General features: G+C 66.4%; 15 protein-coding genes. 13 read left to right on the top strand and 2 right to left on the bottom strand.

Annotated features, from left to right (window positions below):
- Positions 1-43: 43 nt before the first annotated feature.
- From coaD to ftsY, 9 genes are all read left to right on the top strand, one after another.
- On the top strand, positions 44-544 hold the full coding sequence (gene coaD / locus ACHL_RS11320; RefSeq protein ID WP_015937423.1) for a pantetheine-phosphate adenylyltransferase: 501 nt from the start codon (positions 44-46) through the stop codon (positions 542-544).
- Positions 545-666: 122 nt separating this feature from the next.
- Positions 667-1191, top strand: a complete 525-nt coding sequence (locus ACHL_RS23805; RefSeq protein ID WP_081434814.1) for a YceD family protein — start codon at positions 667-669, stop codon at positions 1189-1191.
- 36 nt (positions 1192-1227) lie between these two features.
- Positions 1228-1431: a 50S ribosomal protein L32 gene (rpmF, locus tag ACHL_RS11305; protein WP_009356569.1), complete on the top strand. Its 204-nt coding sequence runs from the start codon at positions 1228-1230 to the stop codon at positions 1429-1431.
- Positions 1432-1451: 20 nt separating this feature from the next.
- The gene (gene rnc / locus ACHL_RS11300) at positions 1452-2180 is read left to right on the top strand and encodes a ribonuclease III (protein WP_015937420.1); all 729 of its coding nucleotides are present in this window, start codon (positions 1452-1454) and stop codon (positions 2178-2180) included.
- A 6-nt stretch (positions 2181-2186) separates the two neighbouring features.
- Positions 2187-3158 carry a bifunctional DNA-formamidopyrimidine glycosylase/DNA-(apurinic or apyrimidinic site) lyase gene (gene mutM / locus ACHL_RS11295; RefSeq protein WP_015937419.1) on the top strand — a complete coding sequence of 324 codons (972 nt, stop codon included), beginning with the start codon at positions 2187-2189 and terminating at the stop codon, positions 3156-3158.
- 140 nt (positions 3159-3298) lie between these two features.
- Positions 3299-4603, top strand: coding sequence for an MFS transporter (locus ACHL_RS11290; RefSeq protein WP_015937418.1), 1305 nt, complete (start codon positions 3299-3301; stop codon positions 4601-4603).
- Complete coding sequence (locus ACHL_RS11285; RefSeq protein ID WP_015937417.1) at positions 4600-5715, top strand: TolB-like translocation protein; 1116 nt, start codon at positions 4600-4602, stop codon at positions 5713-5715. Before ACHL_RS11290 ends, ACHL_RS11285 begins: the two co-directional genes overlap by 4 nt.
- 142 nt (positions 5716-5857) lie before the next feature.
- Positions 5858-9445: a chromosome segregation protein SMC gene (gene smc, locus ACHL_RS11280; protein ID WP_015937416.1), complete on the top strand. Its 3588-nt coding sequence runs from the start codon at positions 5858-5860 to the stop codon at positions 9443-9445.
- A gap of 114 nt (positions 9446-9559) precedes the next feature.
- The gene (gene ftsY / locus ACHL_RS11275; RefSeq protein ID WP_015937415.1) at positions 9560-10762 is read left to right on the top strand and encodes a signal recognition particle-docking protein FtsY; all 1203 of its coding nucleotides are present in this window, start codon (positions 9560-9562) and stop codon (positions 10760-10762) included.
- 3 nt (positions 10763-10765) lie between these two features.
- Here the strand turns inward: ftsY and ACHL_RS11270 are convergent, their stop codons facing one another.
- On the bottom strand, positions 10766-12034 hold the full coding sequence (locus tag ACHL_RS11270; protein WP_015937414.1) for an MFS transporter: 1269 nt from the start codon (positions 12032-12034) through the stop codon (positions 10766-10768).
- Between the two features lie 224 nt (positions 12035-12258).
- Here ACHL_RS11270 and ACHL_RS11265 point away from each other — a divergent pair, with 224 nt between their 5' ends.
- Both ACHL_RS11265 and ACHL_RS11260 read left to right on the top strand, forming a co-directional pair.
- The gene (locus ACHL_RS11265) at positions 12259-13614 is read left to right on the top strand and encodes an ammonium transporter (protein WP_015937413.1); all 1356 of its coding nucleotides are present in this window, start codon (positions 12259-12261) and stop codon (positions 13612-13614) included.
- On the top strand, positions 13611-13949 hold the full coding sequence (locus ACHL_RS11260; RefSeq protein WP_015937412.1) for a P-II family nitrogen regulator: 339 nt from the start codon (positions 13611-13613) through the stop codon (positions 13947-13949). The genes ACHL_RS11265 and ACHL_RS11260 overlap by 4 nt, the downstream gene beginning before the upstream one ends.
- 136 nt (positions 13950-14085) lie before the next feature.
- On the opposite strand, the gene ACHL_RS11255 is transcribed toward ACHL_RS11260, so the two are convergent.
- Complete coding sequence (locus ACHL_RS11255; RefSeq protein ID WP_015937411.1) at positions 14086-15489, bottom strand: glucose-6-phosphate dehydrogenase; 1404 nt, start codon at positions 15487-15489, stop codon at positions 14086-14088.
- An 84-nt stretch (positions 15490-15573) separates the two neighbouring features.
- On the opposite strand from ACHL_RS11255, the gene ffh reads away from it, so the two are divergent.
- Positions 15574-17157: a signal recognition particle protein gene (gene ffh / locus ACHL_RS11250; RefSeq protein ID WP_015937410.1), complete on the top strand. Its 1584-nt coding sequence runs from the start codon at positions 15574-15576 to the stop codon at positions 17155-17157.
- 109 nt (positions 17158-17266) lie between these two features.
- Entirely contained in the window at positions 17267-18001 is a 735-nt protein-coding gene (locus tag ACHL_RS11245) for an alpha/beta fold hydrolase (protein ID WP_015937409.1), read from the top strand.
- Positions 18002-18025 lie beyond the last annotated feature (24 nt).

Here is an 18025-nt window from a genome sequence, read left to right as displayed (position 1 = left end):
CCAGTCATGGTATCCCGGGCTTCGCATGGGGTAGGTTCGGAGCATGAGACGAGCTGTCTGCCCCGGATCCTTTGATCCCATCCATAACGGCCATCTCGAAGTTATTGCCCGCGCTGCCGGTCTCTTCGACGAAGTCATTGTGGCCATCTCCACCAACTACGCCAAGAAGTACCGGTTCAGCCTCGATGAGCGCCTCGAAATGGCGCGCGAAACCCTCGCGTCCCTCAAGGGAATCGTTGTTGAACCCGTAGGTGAGGGGCTGCTGGCTGAATACTGCAGGCAGCGGGGCGTCTCGGCCATCGTCAAGGGACTCCGGTCCTCCTCGGACTTTGACTATGAATTGCCCATGGCCACGATGAACAGGCAACTGAGTGGGGTGGAAACTGTCTTCCTGCCTGCGGAAGCGCATTACATCCACCTGTCGTCGACCCTCATCAAGGAGGTGGCCGGGCTGGGCGGCAACGTCTCCGAGTACGTCCCCAGGTCAGTACTGCGGAGGCTGCTGGCGGGCGAGCCTTCGGCGAATCAGCAGCCCAGGCGGTAGGCTGGTCCGGTACTTCGGCGGTATCGCCGGCCGGTTTGAGTCCCCGTGGCTCTTCAGGCTAAGATGGTACGTCGGTCATATGTTCAACAGGAGTTCTCATTAAAAGAGATGCTGGTTCGCCCCTGGCGTTCGACGTCAAGGACCTCGGGCGCAGCCCGGGAAGCATGCGGACACTGAAGGAACATGTACCCGCACCTGGTGATCTTGGTGTGGCGCTCATTGGCGTTCAGGAAGGCTCGGATGTCGAGCTGGACCTGAGGCTGGAGGCCGTACACGAAGGAATCCTGGTATCAGGAACCGTCATCGCCGGTGTAACCGGGGAATGCGGCCGATGCCTGGATCCCCTTGCGTATGACCTTGAGGTCAATGTGCAAGAACTTTTCTTCTACGAAGGTGCTGAGCTTTCGGACGGAGAAGAAGATGAAGAGCAACGTCGAGTCGAGCACGATGTAATCGATCTTGAACCGGTGTTGCGGGACGCGGTTGTCACCAACCTGCCGTTCCAGCCGGTGTGCCGGGAAGACTGCCAGGGCCTTTGCTCCGAATGCGGAGTACGCCTGGAAGACGAGCCGGGGCACCACCACGAGGTCTTGGATCCTCGCTGGGCTGCCCTAGCTGATATGGCTAAGCCTGACCGGCAAAATTGATTTGTACGTGTTTGTCTAGAGAGAAATGAGTTAGCCGTGGCTGTTCCCAAGCGGAAAATGTCTCGCTCGAATACCCGCGCCCGCCGCTCGCAGTGGAAGGCGACCGCCCCCCACCTGGTGAAGACCGTTGAAAACGGCCAGGTCACCTACAGCCTGCCGCACCAGGCGAAGGTCGTTACCGACTCTGCTGGCACTGCGCTGTTCCTTGAGTACAAGGGCCGCAAGGTCGCTGACGTCTAATCGGCCACTCAGGCTGACTGATGTCTTCAACTGAAGAGCTTCTGAAGCGTCTCGGCGTCACTATTGACGCCGGGACGCTTCGTCTTGCGCTCACACACCGTTCCTACGCCTACGAAAACGGCGGAATCCCCACCAACGAGCGGCTCGAATTCCTGGGGGACTCCATCCTGGGCTTCTCGGTCACGGATTCCCTCTACCGGGACAATCCGGATCTCCCCGAGGGCGAGCTGGCCAAGCGGCGTTCGGCCGTGGTCAGCACGCGGGCCCTTGCCAACATCGGCCGGAGCCTTGGCATCGGCGAGTTCATTTACCTGGGACAGGGCGAGAAACTCACGGAGGGCAAGAACAAGGCCTCCATCCTCGCTGACACCATGGAAGCATTGATTGGTGCCACCTACGTCTCCAACGACATCGAGACCGCGCGCCAGCTGGTCATGCGCCTGATTGGACCCTTGCTCAAGGATGCAGCCGTGCTTGGGGCCGGGACTGACTGGAAAACCAGCATCCAGGAGCTCGCGGCAAGCCGGCAGCTTGGAACCATCCACTATGCAGTGGAGGGCGCAGGGCCGGACCACGCACGCACCTTCAGCGCAGTCCTGAATATCGGCGGCAAGCCCTACGGCAAGGGCACGGGCCATTCCAAGAAGGAAGCGGAGCAGGAGGCTGCGGCGGATGCCTGGCGCGTCCTGTCCGGACCCGATGCCGCTGACGGCGCCGGCAAGTCCGCCGGCTCAGTCCCCGCCAAGTAGCCTCCCGTGCCTGAACTGCCCGAGGTGGAGGTGGTCCGCCGCGGCCTGGTGAGCTGGGTCCGCGGCAGGACCATCGAGTCTGTCGATGTGCTGGACCCCCGCTCCATCCGCCGCCACGCCCTCGGTGTGGAGGACTTCATCGGCAACCTGCAGGGTGCCACCGTGTCTGATGTCGTCCGGCGCGGCAAATTCCTGTGGCTGCCGTTAGTCGATGGTTCCGCCCACCAGCAGGCGGCAGGCAACGGACAAGCCCCACCCTCGCGGGTGGCGCTGATGGCCCACCTTGGCATGAGCGGGCAACTGCTCATGCAGGACGCGGGCGTTCCGGACGAAAAGCACCTGAAAGTCCGGCTCCATCTCAGCCCCAGTGCCGGCATGCCTGGCCAGCTGCGCTTCGTGGACCAGCGCATTTTCGGTGGGCTCTTTGTCACCGCGTTGGTTCCCACCGACGACGGCGGCCCCGGCGGCCTCGCGGAGTCGCCCCTTCCGCTGATCGCCGGGGAGGCGTCACACATTGCCCGGGATCCGCTGGACCCGGCCTTCTCATTCGACCGTTTCTACCAGCGCCTGCGTGCGCGGAAAACCGGGTTGAAACGGGCGCTCCTGGACCAGGGGCTGGTTTCGGGAATCGGTAACATCTACGCCGATGAGGCCCTCTGGCGTGCACGGTTGCACTACGCGCGTCCCACCGACAAGCTGCGGCGGGCTGACGCCTTCCGGCTTATCGACAGCGCCCGGGCGGTCATGCTCGATGCCCTGGACGCCGGCGGAACCAGCTTCGATTCCCTGTACGTAAACGTCAACGGGGCCTCCGGATATTTTGACCGGTCGCTCAATGCCTACGGGCGCGAAGGCGAGCCCTGCAAACGGTGCACGGCTGCGGGAATCCACGCCACCATCCGCCGTGAACAGTTCATGAACCGGTCCTCCTACACGTGCCCGGTATGCCAGCCGCGGCCCCGCAACGGACGCTGGTAACGCCAACAAAAAGTTTCGGCTTTCTTGATTCCCCAACCGGCCGCCGGCTGAAAGGCTGGCCCGGAACAGGCGGTGCGCGGCCCGCGGCAGTGCAACGCCATCCCAGCTGATTGAGGGACGGGCAGCCGTTGTACATATCGATGTCAGACCGCAAAGGTGGCCGCAAAGACCAGCCGGACACTGTCCTGTCCGCCACCCGCACAGCATTCCGCCTGTCCCCGGTGATCATCTGGCTTGGCATCGTCAGCATGGCCACCGACATCTCGTCCGAGTCCGTGGCCGCCGTCCTTCCCCTCTATGTCACCGGGTTCCTGGGGCTTTCCACCATTGCCTTCGGAATTGTCGACGGCATCAACCAGGGTGCCAGCGCCATCGTCCGGATCGGTGCCGGCTGGATCTCCGACCGGACCGGCCGGCCGAAGAGCGTAGCCGCGGCCGGATACGGGCTCTCCATGGTGGCCCGCGTGGGCTTCCTCTTCGCCGGCGGGTTCTGGTCCATAGCAGCCATCGTTACCGGCGACAGGGTGGGCAAGGGCATCCGCACCGCCCCGCGCGACGCCATGATCGCTGCCGAAGCGCAGCCCGACTACCTCGCGCGGTCCTTCGGTGTCCACAGGATGCTCGACAACATCGGCGCGGCCGCCGGACCGCTGATTGCTTTCGCGCTGCTGTCACTGATTCCCAACGGGTACAGCAGCGTCTTCGTGGTGTCGTTGGCGTTTGCCGTCATCGGAGTCGCCGTGCTGCTGCTGGCGGTGCCCAACAGAACGGCATGGCCCGGCAAAGCACCGGCAGCGGAGACTGACCTCCGGGAACCGTTGGCCGAAGCGCCCGCGCATCAACCGAAAACGGGATGGTCGCGGACCTCGTGGCGGGCGCTCAGGGTCCGGGGACTGCCACGGCTGCTCGTGGCAGCAGGGCTGCTGGGCCTGCTGACCATCGGCGATGGCTTCGTGTACCTGCTGCTGCAAAGCCGCGAAGCGTTTCCCGTGCAATGGTTCCCCCTCCTGTTCGTGGGCACCAACGCCGCATTCCTTGTTTTCGCGATCCCCATCGGTCGCCTGGCCGACCGCTTGGGCCGGGTGCCGGTGTTCCTGGCCGGCCACCTGGCGCTCTTCGCCTGTTACGTGCTGGCTGCCGTTCCAGCCGGGGGCACGGCAGCCACCCTTGGCTGCCTGCTGCTGCTCGGCCTGTTCTACGCGGCAACGGACGGGGTACTCGCCGCTATGGTCTCCCAGCTGGCGGTACCGAAATATCTCGGCACCGCGCTCGGGACGGCCCAAACCGTGGTGGCCCTCAGCCGGATGGTGTCCGCGGCTGCGTTCGGCGTGCTGTGGTACGCCGCTGGCCCCGCAGCGGCGGCGGCCTGCGTGGCTGTTCTCCTTCTTCCGGCCCTTGGCGCAGCGACGGTACTCCTGCGCCATACCCCGCGGACAGCGTCTTGAGCGGGCGCGCCCAGCAGGCCCGGCCCGCCCGCCGCAAAGGAACGGGCGACGACGGCGCGCATGCTGCCGCTGCAGGTCCCCGCCTTCGGTCCGTTGCCGGCGTCCCCCGGCGGATAGTGGCGCTGCTGGCGGTCACGCTCCTGTCTCTGGCCGGGGCCGGCGCCTACGCCGCCACGGCGTTCCAGGAGGCCAGAACCAGCCAGGCAGCGGTGCCCGCGGTCCAGGTCGCTGCTGCAAGCGCCCTCCCCGCGGAACCCTTCGTGATGTTCCGCAACACCGCCGCCGGCCGGGGAAACGGTGAAGCCGCTTTCGCTCCTCTCACCAATCCGTCGGGGGAGCGGTTCCTCTCCGGCCGTGCGTGCGACCGCGTCTATGCCACCCGGCAGATTGTCAGCTGCCTGGCGACGAAGAACGCTGTTCCCACCACATTCGAGGCAAGCACATATGGCCCGTCGCTCCAGCCCCTGCAGGGATGGGCACTCGGGGGTATCCCCAGCCGGACCCGGATCAGCCCCGACGGAGCGCTCCTGGCCAGCACGGTATTCGTCGCGGGGCACTCCTACGCTTCGGCGGGATTCTCCACGGAGACTGTGATCCGCGGTGCAGACGGCACAGTCTACGGAAACCTCGAAACCTTCGCCCTGATGGCAGACGGAACCCGCATCAAGGCCACGGACCGGAACATCTGGGGCGTGACGTTCGTGCCTGGCGCGCCCAACGCGTTCTACGCCACTGCCTCGTCCCAGGGGAACATCTGGCTGGTCCGCGGCGACCTGGCAGAGCGGACGCTGACAGTGGTTGCTTCAGGGGTGGAATGCCCGTCCATCTCCCCGGACGGCAAGCGGATCGCGTTCAAGAAAAGTGACTCCGGGACCCTGGTGGGTGACCGCCACCCTGCCGTGCTGGACCTTGCCACGGGAAACGTCACCGTGCTGGGCGAACAGCGGAACCTGGACGACCAGCTCGAATGGCTGGACGGGAACACCATCCTCTATGGACTTCCCCGCGATGATACCGGCCAGGACAGCGATATCTGGTCCCTGTCCACGCACGCCGGAGCAACCCCGGAACTCTTCATCGAACATGCCTGGTCTCCGGCCGTGGTCCGATGACGCGTCCCCGCCTACCTGCTGGCGGATATACGCGGGGCGGGACGGGACAGGCGGCGCCGGATCCGCGACTTTCGGCCGCAACCCGGTAGATTTAGGACCGCCAAGCAGCCGCCCCAGCCCCGCCCAGGAGACCCGAAAAGCCTTGCACCTCAAAAGCCTGACCGTCCGGGGGTTCAAGTCCTTCGCCTCCGCCACCACCTTCGACTTCGAACCGGGAGTCACTGCCGTGGTGGGGCCAAACGGCTCCGGCAAGTCCAATGTAGTGGACGCCCTGGCCTGGGTGATGGGGGAGCAGGGCGCCAAGACCCTCCGCGGCGGCAAGATGGAGGACGTCATCTTCGCTGGGACCTCCGGCCGCCCCCCACTGGGACGGGCACATGTCTCGCTGACCATCGATAACACTGACGGCGCCCTGCCTATTGAGTACAGCGAAGTCACCATCTCCCGGACGCTGTTCCGAACAGGAGGCTCGGAGTACGCCATCAACGGCGCCGGCTGCCGCCTGCTGGACATCCAGGAACTGCTCTCCGATTCCGGCATGGGCCGGGAAATGCATGTCATCGTGGGCCAAGGCCAGCTGGACCGGGTCCTGCACGCTACCCCCGAGGACCGCCGGGGCTTCATCGAAGAAGCCGCCGGGATCCTCAAACACCGACGGCGCAAGGAACGGACGGTGCGCAAACTCGAGGCAATGCAGGCAAACCTGCAGCGCCTCACGGACCTGACGGGCGAGATCCGCCGCCAGCTCACACCCTTGGGCAAGCAGGCCGAGGTGGCGCGCCGCGCCCAGCGCGTCCAGTTCGACGTCAGGGATGCCCGCGCCCGCCTGCTGGCCGATGACCTGGTGCAGTTGCAACTGGTTCTGCAGCAGGACGTCGCTGACGAAGCCGCACTGAAGGAGCGGCGAATCATCGTGGGGCAGGAACTGGAATCCGGGCGCCGGCAACAGGCTGCCCTGGAGCAGCTCGCAGCCGAAGCTACGCCGCGCCTCAACGCGGCCCGGGACACGTGGTACAGGCTGACGGCCGCACGGGAGCGGCTCCGTTCCCTCGGGTCGCTGGCCCAGGAGCGGAGCCGCGTGCTCGGATCCGTGGACGATGCACCGTCCGGGGGCCGGGATCCCGAGCAGCTGGAACGGCAGGCGGCGCGCGTGGGCAGTGAACTGGCCGGACTTGAACAGTCACTCGCGGGCCGGCGCACGGCCCTTGAAGCCGCAACGGCGGCCAAGGCGGAAGCAGAGCGCGCGGCGCAGGCCGAGGACCAGCGCCTCACCGCGGAACTGCGTGCGGTCGCAGACCGCAGGGAAGGCCTGGCGCGCCTCGCGGGCCAGGTCGGAACTGCCCGCTCCCGGGTGGAGTCCGCCCAGGCGGAGCTCGGCCGGCTCCGCGAATCACTGTCCGCTGGTGCCGGGCGGCGTGCCAGGGCGCAGGAAGAGTTCACCGCCCTGGAAAACCAGGTTGCGGGCGTGGAGGAAGGCGAGGAGTCCCTCGACGCAGAATACGAGGCCGCCAGCGAAGCGCTGGATACCGTCCTGCAGGAAATCTCGGACCTCAAATCAGACGTCAACGAGGGCATCCGCCGGCGCGATGCCCTCGCAGCCCGCCTCGAGGCCCTGAAGCTCGGCCTGGAGCGCAAGGACGCAGCCAGGCACGTCCTGCAGTCAGGGCTTGGCGGGGTCCGGGGCGCGCTCGCCGGTGAGCTGCGGGTGCGGGCCGGTTATGAGACCGCCATCGCCGCAGCACTCGGGGAAGCCTCCGAGGCGCTCCTGGTCGAGGACCCGTCCACCGCGGAGTCCGTCCTGCAGATGCTCAAGGACGACGACGCCGGCCGGGCCTCGTTGCTGCTGGTTCCAGCGGGTCCACTGCCCGAAGGCCATCCACCGGCCCAGGCACTCCCGGCAGGGGCGGTCCTGGCCGCAAGCCTCGTCGACACCGCCGACGCCTACACCCCGCTGGTGCGGCACCTGCTGTGCCGGACCGCCGTCGTGCCCGATATCCAGGCCGCCGCGGCCCTTGTAGCGGAACAGCCCGGCCTGACAGCCGTCACCCACGCGGGGGACATCTTTACCGCCGTGTCCGTTACCGGCGGCTCGGCGAAGGCGCCGTCACTGCTGGAAGTCCAGGCCGCCGTGGACGACGCCGACAAAGAGCTTGGGCAGGTTACCGGCGCCTTGGAGCGCAACAGGTTCGCCCTCGCCAGGGCCGAGGCAGAGCGCGCCGGAGCGCAGGAAAAGGCGGACGCCGCCCTGGACAGGCTGCACGAGTCCGACGCGCGGCTGGCCGCAGTAGCTGAGCGGCTGGGACACCTCAACTCAGTACTGCGCAGCGCCGTGGGCGAAAGCGACCGGCTCGCGGCCTCGCTGGCCCGCGCCGAGGCCAACGTGGAGTCAGAGGAGCAGGCGCTCGCGGCCATCACGGCCAGGCTTGCCGCGGCACAGGAGGTGCCTCTCGAGCAGGAACCGTCAACGGCAGAGCGTGATGCCCTCGCAAAGGCTGCCTCGGCCGCCCGTGCGGCAGAGGTGGAGGCCCGGTTGTCGCTGCGGAGCACCGAAGAGCAGGCGGCGGCCACACGCAACCGCGTCGCCTCACTGGAACGTGCTGCCGCCACTGAACGGCGTGCCCGTGAGGAGGCTGCCGAAAGGGCGCGGCGCCGGCGCATCGAGGCCCGGCGGGCAGCGGCGGTCCGGGCGGCTGTTGACTCGGCCCTGGACTTCGTGGACGTTTCCGTTGATATGGCACGGCACGCCCGTGACCTGGCGGAAGAAAACCGCGAACGCCGGGACAGTGAGCTGCAGGAACTCCGCGCCGCCAACGAACTGCTCGCCAAGGAGCTCGCCGAGCTTACCGACAACGTCCACCGTGACGAGCTTGCCAGGGCCCAGCAGCGCGCCCGCATCGAAGCCCTGGAAACCCGGTCCGTCGATGAACTCGGGATCACCCCTGACGCCCTGGTGGCGGAGTTTGGTCCGCACGTTGCAGTTCCGGTTCCCGCGCAGGAAACAGGCGACAAATGGGCTGCCCTGCGTGCCCCGGTGGATGAAACCGGTGAGGCCATCGTCGAAGGGGTGCCGTTCGTCAGGGCTGAACAGGAGAAACGCCTCCGGAAGGCCGAACGCGACCTGTCCAGCCTGGGAAAGGTCAATCCGCTGGCGCTGGAGGAGTTCGCAGCCCTGGAGGAACGCCACCAGTTCCTCAGCACCCAGCTGGAGGACCTCAAGGCAAGCCGCAAGGACCTGCTGGACATCATTAAGGAAGTGGACAACAGGGTCCAGCGGGTGTTCACCGAGGCATTCGAGGACACCCAGGCACAGTTCGTCCGGGTATTCGACCGGCTTTTTCCCGGCGGCGAAGGCCGGCTGGTCCTGACCGACCCCGCGGACATGCTCACCACCGGAATCGAAGTGGAGGCCCGTCCCGCGGGCAAAAAGATCAAGAGGCTGTCACTGCTGTCCGGCGGGGAGCGGTCCCTGACTGCGGTGGCCCTGCTCGTCGCGATCTTCAAAGCCCGCCCCTCCCCGTTCTACGTCATGGACGAAGTGGAGGCCGCCCTGGACGACACCAACCTGGGCCGGCTGATCACTATCTTCGAAGAACTGCGTGAGTCCAGCCAGCTCATTGTCATCACCCACCAGAAGCGCACCATGGAAGTGGCCGACGCCCTTTACGGAGTCACCATGCGCGGCGACGGCGTCTCCACCGTGATCAGCCAGCGCCTGGGCAACGACGACTGACCGGTGTTTGCCTGACCGCCGCCGGACTGTCACCGGGCCAACACCCGAGTAACGGCAGGTCAGCTCCCCGCCGCAGCGGGAAAAGGGCTCCGGCGGTTATGAGAAGCTAGGGGAGTGAATGACATCCTTCCCATAATCCTGTCCATTCTCGGTGCCCTGGTGGTTGTCGGAGCCCTGATCCCGGTCCTGGTGAAGACGCGGAAGAACATCAACCGCTACCCGGGAACGCGTGACGCAAACGACCCCGAACTCCGGCCCGGTGGCAGCACCCTCGTGGCCGAAGATACCGCCACTACGGAGCGGACAGCCCCCGCCGGGGCGGACCTTGACGGCGTGGACACCACAGTCCCCGACGACGCCGCCGGACTGGAAGTTATTCCGGTTGAAACCCCCCTGCCCGTGGCGGGACGCCTGACCCGGCTGCGCGAACGCCTGATCCGCTCCAACAGCATCATGGGCAAGGGCCTGCTGGCCCTCCTTTCCAGCGACAAGATCGATGAGAATGTCTGGGACGAGGTGGAGGAAACCCTCCTCCTGGCGGACCTCGGCACCGAACCGACCATGCAGCTGGTGGATGCCCTCCGCGAACGCGTCAAGGTTCTCGGCACTCGCAGCCCGGAGCACGTCAAGGCCATGCTCCGCGAGGAACTCATCAAGGTGGTTGACCCCACCATGGACCGCACCTTGAATGTCCAGCGCCACGGGGACAAGCCGGCCGTCATGATGGTGGTGGGCGTCAACGGCGTGGGCAAGACCACCACGGTGGGCAAGCTGGCACGCGTGCTGGTGGCTGAAGACAAGGATGTCATCCTTGGTGCCGCAGACACCTTCCGTGCCGCCGCCGCCGAACAGCTGGCCACCTGGGGACAGCGCGTCGGCGTTCCCACCGTCAAGTCCGATATTGACGGAGCCGACCCCGCGTCGGTGGCCTACGAAGCCGTGAAGGCAGGCATCGACCAGGAAGTCGACGTCGTCATGATCGACACCGCCGGACGGCTGCAGAACAAGGTTGGCCTCATGGATGAACTTGGCAAGGTCAAGCGCGTCGTGGAAAAGCTTGCCGAAGTGGACGAGGTCCTGTTGGTCCTGGACGCAACCACCGGCCAGAACGGCCTCAACCAGGCCCGCGTCTTCTCTGAGGTGGTCAACATCACCGGCATCGTCCTGACCAAACTCGACGGCACTGCCAAGGGTGGCATCGTCGTCGCGATCCAGAAGAGCCTCGGCGTCCCGGTCAAGCTGATCGGCCTGGGCGAAGGCGCGGACGACCTCGCTCCGTTCGACGCCGAGCAATTTGTGGACGCGCTGCTGAACTAGCCGCTAATCCTTCTTTTGGCCCGCTGCGTCCTGCGACGTGGCGGGCCGAAGTGTTTCCGGCGTGGCCAGCCACGCAAGGACAGCCAAGAGCAGGACCCCGCCCGTGACACCGAAAGCCCAGCCGAAGCCCAGCCGGTCCGCGAGCAGGCCGGCCAGGACGGGACCCACGATCGCACCGACGTCGGACGTCATCTGGTAGACCGCCAGCACCTTGCCGCCGGACCGGCCGCTGCCGATAACATCTGCAACGGCAGCCTGCTGGGCAGGGCCGAACAGGCCCGAGCCGACGCCGGCAAGCGCAGAAGCGGCGAGGAACCAGGGCAGGTTCTGGGTGAAGCCGATGCCCGCGGTGGCCAACCCCGCCACCGCCAGCCCCCACATCATCATGGGCCTGCGTCCCAGCGAATCTGCCAGGCGGCCGGAAAATGAAAGCGCCGCCGCATTGCCGGCCGCGAATACCGCCAGGGCCAGTCCGGCCGCCTCGGGACCGGCGCCGAAGGCCGCTGCAGCAAACAGCGGGACGGTGGCCATCCGGACCCCGAACGTAGCCCACCCGTTGGCAAAACTGGAGGCCAGCGCGGCCCGATAGGCCCCGGTCCGCAGGGCCTCGCCGAAGGGCATGTCCGGCGCCCGCTTGGCCGCCGGGCCGGAGCCGCGACGCTGGTGGCTCAGCTGCGTCTGGACCACTGCTGCCGCGATGACCAAGGCCGCCGCGTAGGCAAGGAACGGAACCCGCAGGCCGAATCCCGCAAGCAGGCCGCCGACTATCGGTCCGCAGACGTTGCCGATCAGGAACGCAGAGGCGTAGGCGCCGGACACCCTGCCCCGGCTCTCCGGCGGCGCCAGCCTGACCACCAGGGCCATGGAAGCCACCGTAAACATCACCGAACCCGCTCCGCCCAGTCCACGGAACAGCAACAGCTGCCAATAGCTCCCGGCAAAGGCGCAGGCCGCCGTTGAGGCCGCCACAATGAGCAGCCCCGACACATAGACCGGCCGTTCCCCGAGCTTGGCGATCAGGGCACCGCCGGCCGGGGCGAAGACCAGCCGCATGAACGCAAAGATCGCCACGATCACGGCAGCCTCGGTATTGCCCACACCGAATGTTGTGGCGAATTGCGGCAATACAGGCGCAACAAGCCCGAATCCCAGCGCGATCAGGAACGCGGCGGCCAGCATCACCTTGATATCGCGGGGAAGCTTGTCCCGGCGGGGCCGCAGGCGGGCCAGGATCCTTGAAGCGGTGCCGCTGGCGCGGGCTTCTGCCGTCATGGTGCACAGTTCCTTGCAGGGTGGGCCGCCGGCTGCCGGCGGGAGTGGTGAAACACAACCGTAACAAGGCGGATATGCACCATTTACTTCCTAGAGGTTGTTGTAACAGTCCGGCAATCTAAATCCTCTGCGGGCGAAACACGCCGCCGACACACTCGTTACAGGACGCAAAGGGCGTTGGCAGGCGGAGGACTCCGCAAGATTCGGAAGAGAGGACGTGCACCATGGAACTTACCGCAGGTCACGTTTGGGTCATGGTGTCCGCAGCACTCGTGCTGCTGATGACACCGGGGCTGGCATTTTTCTACGGCGGCATGACACGCGCCAAAGCGGCACTGAACATGATGATGATGAGTTTCATCTCCATCGGCATGGTCGGTGTCGTCTGGGTCCTCTGGGGCTACTCGATGTCTTCCGGCGAGGGCTTCCTCCAGATGGTGGGCAACCCGTTCGCTAAGTTCGGCCTTGCGAACATCGACACCCCTGACGGCCTCATCATGGTGGGCTTCGGCGCAACGTTCGCCATCATCACCGTAGCCCTCATCAGCGGCGCCATCGCGGACCGGGCAAAGTTCGGTGCCTGGAGCGTCTTCGTCCCCGTCTGGGTAACCCTGGTGTACTGCCCCCTCGCCTACATGGTGTGGGGCGGCGGCCTCTTCAGCGAAGAAGGCGCCGTCGGCGCCGCACTGGGTGAAGCCATCGACTTCGCCGGCGGCACCGTAGTCCACATCAACGCCGGTGTAGCGGCGCTTATCCTCGTCTTCATCGTGGGCAACCGCAAGGGCTTCGGCAAGGACCCGAACCACCGCCCGCACAACATTCCGTTCGTCATGCTGGGTGCTGCGCTCCTGTGGTTCGGCTGGTTCGGCTTCAACGGCGGTGCCGCCACCACGGCCGAGCAGGGCGGCCTCATCTGGGTCAACACCCTGGCAGCTCCGGCAGCGGCAATGCTCGGCTGGCTCGTGACCGAGCGGATCCGCGACGGCCACCCCACGTCCCTCGGCGCTGCGTCCGGTGTGGTCGCCGGCCTCGTGGCCATCACCCCGGCCTGCGCCAACGTCAGCCCCGTCGGTGCCCTCGGCCTCGGTGTGGTCTCAGGCGTGGCATCCGCACTCGCCGTCGGCCTCAAGTTCCGCTGGGGCTTCGACGACTCGCTCGACGTCGTTGGCGTCCACCTCGTCTCAGGCATCATCGGCACCGTGGCGCTCGGCTTCATTGCACTGCCCGCCGACGGTGCGGGCGGCGGCCTCTTCTACGGCGGCGGCTTCGCCCAGCTCTGGGCCCAGCTCGCAGCTGCCGGCATCGCCATCGCCTACTCGGCAGTCATGACCACCATCATCGCGCTGGCCATCCACAAGACCATGGGCTTCCGAGTCTCGCAGGAACAGGAAACGGTGGGTGTGGACCTCAGCCTGCACGCCGAGACCGCCTACGAGTTCGGCGTCTCCGGACACGGCGGCAGCTTCCAGCCGCTGCACGACATGATCACCGGCAAGAACCAGGCAGAAACCGCCGGCAGCGCCGCAGCAGATGCCAAGAAGTCAGAAACCGCAACAGGCAAGGAAAGCGTGGGGGCATGAAACTGATCACCGCAATCGTCAGGCCCGAGAAGCTTGAAGCCATCCGGGAAGGCCTGGAGGCCTACGGAGTGCAGGGCCTGACGGTCAGCGCAGCCAGCGGCTACGGCCGGCAGCGGGGCTACACCGAGGTGTACCGCGGAGCCGAGTACAACGTGGACCTCCTGCCCAAGATCCGGGTAGAGGTGCTGGCTACGGACGAGCAGGCCGATGACATCCTGGACGTCATCATCGCCAGTTCCAACACCGGCAGGGCGGGTGACGGCAAGGTCTGGACCATGGACGTCTTTGAGGCAGTCCGGGTCAGGACCGGCGAACGCGGCGTAGCCGCCATCTAGGGCAGTCCTTCGGCCGGCTCCTTCCACAGGGGGAGCACGGGCAGACGGAAGCGGGGTGGGCGGGAACCGGAAGGTTCCCGCCCACCCCGCTTCGGCGTTTAAGGGGGTGCGCGCCGACCCTAAAGCCGGCCTCCGCTCACTGCCCTTCCCGGGAGGTGGCCCAGGCCGCCGGACCCGCCGACCCGGCGTCGTACTCTTCAAGGGGAACCGAACCCTGCGCCCAGGCCTGCAGCACCGGTTCAACGATCCGCCAGCAATCCTCGGCGGTGTCACCGCGCACCGACAGCAACGGGTCACCGGTCAGCACACCTTCAAGGACCTCACCGTAGGGAAGGAGGTCCGAGGCGCTCAGCTCCGCCTCGAGGGTGACCCGGCCAAGGCTGAAAATGTTTCCGGGGCCATTGACGTCAACATCGAACTCCAGGGTGTCCGGGCCGAATCCGATCCTCAGCTGGTTGGGGGAGTCGACGCCCGTGAATCCCTGCGGCAGGTGCGGCACCGGAAGGAAGGTGATCACAGCTTCCTTCCGCTTCTTACCAAGGGCCTTGCCGGACCGGAGGATGAAGGGAACGCCGTTCCAGCGCCAGTTGTCGATTCCAATCCGGATTTCAGCCAGTGTCTCTGTGCCGCGGTCCGCGTCCACGCCGTCCTCGCGGGCATAATCGGGCACCGTCTTGCCTCCCACGGTGCCCGCACCATAGCGGGCCCGCCGGGTGGAACCGGTAAAGGGCGGAGCAACGCTGGCTGCGCGAAGGACGGACGCGATGGCGTCGCGCAGGTCCCGCTCACCCAGGGTTGCCGGCGGCTCGATGGCCAGGAGGGCCATCACCTGCAGGAGGTGGCTCTGGATCATGTCCCTCAGGGCGCCGGCACCGTCGTAGTACCGTGCCCGGCCCTCCAGGGCGAGATCTTCGTCGAAGAAGATTTCCACCTTCTCCACGTGGCGCCGGTTCCAGACCGGTTCCAGGAAGTTGTTGGCGAACCGCAGCCCCAGGATGTTCAGGACCGTGGCTTTCCCCAGGAAATGGTCCACGCGGTGGATGTGGTCCTCCGGTACCAGCCGGGCAAGCGTCCTGTTCAGGGACCGCGCCGATTCCTCGCTGGAGCCAAAGGGCTTCTCCATCACCAGCCGCGTCCCTGCCGGCACCTCTTCGGGGCGCAGTGCCTCGCACGCCATTTGGCTGATGCGGGGTGGCAGCGCGAAGTAGACGGCGATGGGGCCGTCGAGGCTTTCCAGCAGGGACGCAAGGGCGCCGGCAGCCGTGACATCGAGCTGGTGGTACACAGTGTCCTTTGCCAGCGCGGCCAGCGCGTCCCTTCCGTCCGGCCCCGCGGTGTCCGCAGCTGCGGCGGAGGAGGACTGCACCCGTTCCCGCCACTGTTCCGGTGTCCAGGGGTCGGAGCCGGCGCCCACGAGGCGGAGGCCCCCAGCGCGGCCGGCGGCCACCAGGCGGGCCAGCCCCGGCAGAAGCAGCCGGCCTGTGAGGTCGCCTGAGGCGCCGAGGATGAGCAGGGTCTTGACAGTTGGTTGGCTCGTCATTTTGCCAGCATGCCATCTGGCGTGCCCGACTTGGTACCCTAGATAGTCGAGTCCCGATCATCTCCTGAAAGAAGTTCACGGCGCGTGTTCAATTCACTCTCTGACCGGTTGACAGCAACCTTCAAGAATCTCCGCGGCAAGGGCCGCCTGACGGAGGCCGACGTCGATGCCACCGTCCGGGAGATCCGCCGCGCCCTGCTGGACGCGGACGTTGCCGTTCCCGTGGTGCGGGAATTCACCAGCCGCGTGCGCGAACGTGCGCTGGGCGCCGAGGTCTCAGCGGCGCTGAACCCCAGCCAGCAGATCGTCAAGATCGTCAACGAGGAACTCAAGGAGATCCTCGGCGGCGAGACCCGGCGCATCCGCCTGGCCAAGAACGGCCCCACAATCATCATGCTGGCCGGCCTCCAGGGCGCGGGCAAGACCACCCTTGCGGGCAAGCTGTCCAAGTGGCTGAAGTCCCAGGGCCACAGCCCCATGCTGGTGGCGTGTGACCTGCAGCGGCCCAACGCCGTCACCCAGCTGCAGGTGGTGGGCCAGCGGGCCAACGTGCCTGTTTTCGCCCCGCACCCCGGTGCCACCTCAACCGAGCTGGAACATCCGGCCGGCGATCCCGTGGCTGTCGCCCGGGCCGGCGTGGAGGAAGCCCGCCAGAAACTGCACGACGTCGTTATCGTGGACACCGCGGGCCGCCTCGGCGTCGATGCGGACATGATGGAGCAGGCGCGCCAGATCCGCCGGGCCATCGTGCCCAACGAAGTCCTCTTTGTCATTGACTCGATGATCGGCCAGGACGCCGTGAACACGGCCCTGGCGTTTGACGAGGGCGTCAACTTCACCGGCATCGTCCTGTCCAAGCTCGACGGCGATGCCCGCGGCGGTGCCGCGCTGTCGGTCTCCTCGGTCACCGGCAAGCCCGTCATGTTCGCGTCCACCGGTGAAGGCCTGGACGACTTTGAGTTGTTCCACCCGGACCGGATGGCCTCGCGCATCCTGGATATGGGCGACGTCCTCACGCTCATTGAGCAGGCCGAGAAGTCCTGGGACAAAGACGAAGCTGCCCGGATGGCGAAGAAGTTCGCCGACCAGGAAGACTTCACCCTGGACGACTTCCTGGCCCAGATGCAGCAGATCCGCAACATGGGCTCCATGAAGAAAATGCTCATGATGATGCCTGGCGCCCAGAACATCCGCCAGCAGCTGGAGCAGTTCGACGAACGCGAGATCGACCGCGTGGAAGCAATCGTCCGGTCCATGACGCCGCACGAACGCGTGGCCCCCAAGATCATCAACGGTTCGCGCCGTGCCCGTATTGCGCGTGGTTCCGGTGTCCACGTCTCCGAGGTCAATGGGCTGCTGGAACGCTTCGCACAGGCTCAGAAGATGATGAAGAAGATGGCCCAGGGCGGCATGCCGGGCATGCCCGGGATGCCAGGCATGCCGGGCGCCGGCGGAGGTGCACGGAAGAACGCGAAGAATGCACCCAAGAAGAAGGCGAAGTCCGGCAACCCGGCCAAGGCTGCCCAGGAGCGGAAGGACGCCGAGGCACGCCGGGCGAACGCCGCGAAGGCGTTGCCCACCGGAGCTTCCTTCGGCCAGCAGTCGGGTGACTTTGACCCGTCCCAGCTGAATCTGCCCAAGGGCTTCGACAAGTTCCTGGGCAAATAGGAACCTCCCCGAAATTAGCGGCAAACAGCGCCAAGTGTTGTTGGAATCGTCCCAACGACACCTGGCGCTGTTTAGTTAAGATGCCGGTGCGGTGGAATAGGGTTGGGGGATGTTTAAGCAGAGGGTAGTGTTCGTGCACGGCTCGGGGACTTTCGGCGCCGCCGCCTGGCCCCGGCAGCACGGCATGGCGCTGATGTACGATGCGCTGTTCCTCCGCCGGCACGGATACCACAGCACCGCCGAACCCCTGGAGTCCTCCTTTGCGGAGGACACGGCCATCGTGCTGCGTTCCCTGGGCGATGACGGGCGCGGTGCTGCCGGAGGACACGTGGTGGCTCACGCACAGGGAGCCATTCCGGCCATGATGGCGGCCGTGGAGCGCCCGGACCTCGTTCATTCGCTGACCCTGGTGGAGCCGGCCTGCCTTTCCCTCACCGCGGAGCTGCCCGCAACAGCCGCCCACATCCGGATGATGAAGCCGCTGTTTGACGTCCGCCACCAGCTCAGCGACGAGGACTTCCAGCGGGAGTTCGTCCGCCGCGTCTACGCCGCGGGTTTGCACCAGCCGGCAACCCTGGAGGAGAAGCGCTCAGCCCGCCGGCTGCGGCTGCAGTCACCGTCATGGGAAGCGCCGCTTCACATCGTTCCGGGCGTCCCTACCCTTGTCCTGACCGGGGGGTGGGAACCGCTCTACGAAGAGATTGCCGGGTATCTGCAGGAAACCGGTGCCCTGCACCGTGTCGCCGCCGGCGGGCACCGGCCCCACGACTCAGCCGACGGCAACCGGGCCATCCGGCAGTTCCTCGCCGAAGTCAGCCGGAGTGAACCGGCCCGGGCGTCCTGACTGCTCGGGCCGGTCACAGGCAAT

The organism is Pseudarthrobacter chlorophenolicus A6, assembly GCF_000022025.1.
GTDB classification, from domain to species: domain Bacteria; phylum Actinomycetota; class Actinomycetes; order Actinomycetales; family Micrococcaceae; genus Arthrobacter; species Arthrobacter chlorophenolicus.
This window is presented reverse-complemented; position numbering and strand designations above follow the sequence as displayed.

Excerpts from the sequence above, each read along its gene's own strand:
- coaD (WP_015937423.1), top strand. The coding sequence starts at position 44 with ATGAGACGAGCTGTCTGCCCCGGATCCTTTGATCCCATCCATAACGGC.
- rnc (WP_015937420.1), top strand. The coding sequence starts at position 1,452 with ATGTCTTCAACTGAAGAGCTTCTGAAGCGTCTCGGCGTCACTATTGAC.
- ACHL_RS11290 (WP_015937418.1), top strand. The coding sequence starts at position 3,299 with ATGTCAGACCGCAAAGGTGGCCGCAAAGACCAGCCGGACACTGTCCTG.
- ACHL_RS11270 (WP_015937414.1), bottom strand. The coding sequence starts at position 12,034 with ATGACGGCAGAAGCCCGCGCCAGCGGCACCGCTTCAAGGATCCTGGCC.
- ACHL_RS11265 (WP_015937413.1), top strand. The coding sequence starts at position 12,259 with ATGGAACTTACCGCAGGTCACGTTTGGGTCATGGTGTCCGCAGCACTC.
- ACHL_RS11260 (WP_015937412.1), top strand. The coding sequence starts at position 13,611 with ATGAAACTGATCACCGCAATCGTCAGGCCCGAGAAGCTTGAAGCCATC.
- ACHL_RS11255 (WP_015937411.1), bottom strand. The coding sequence starts at position 15,489 with ATGACGAGCCAACCAACTGTCAAGACCCTGCTCATCCTCGGCGCCTCA.
- ACHL_RS11245 (WP_015937409.1), top strand. The coding sequence starts at position 17,267 with ATGTTTAAGCAGAGGGTAGTGTTCGTGCACGGCTCGGGGACTTTCGGC.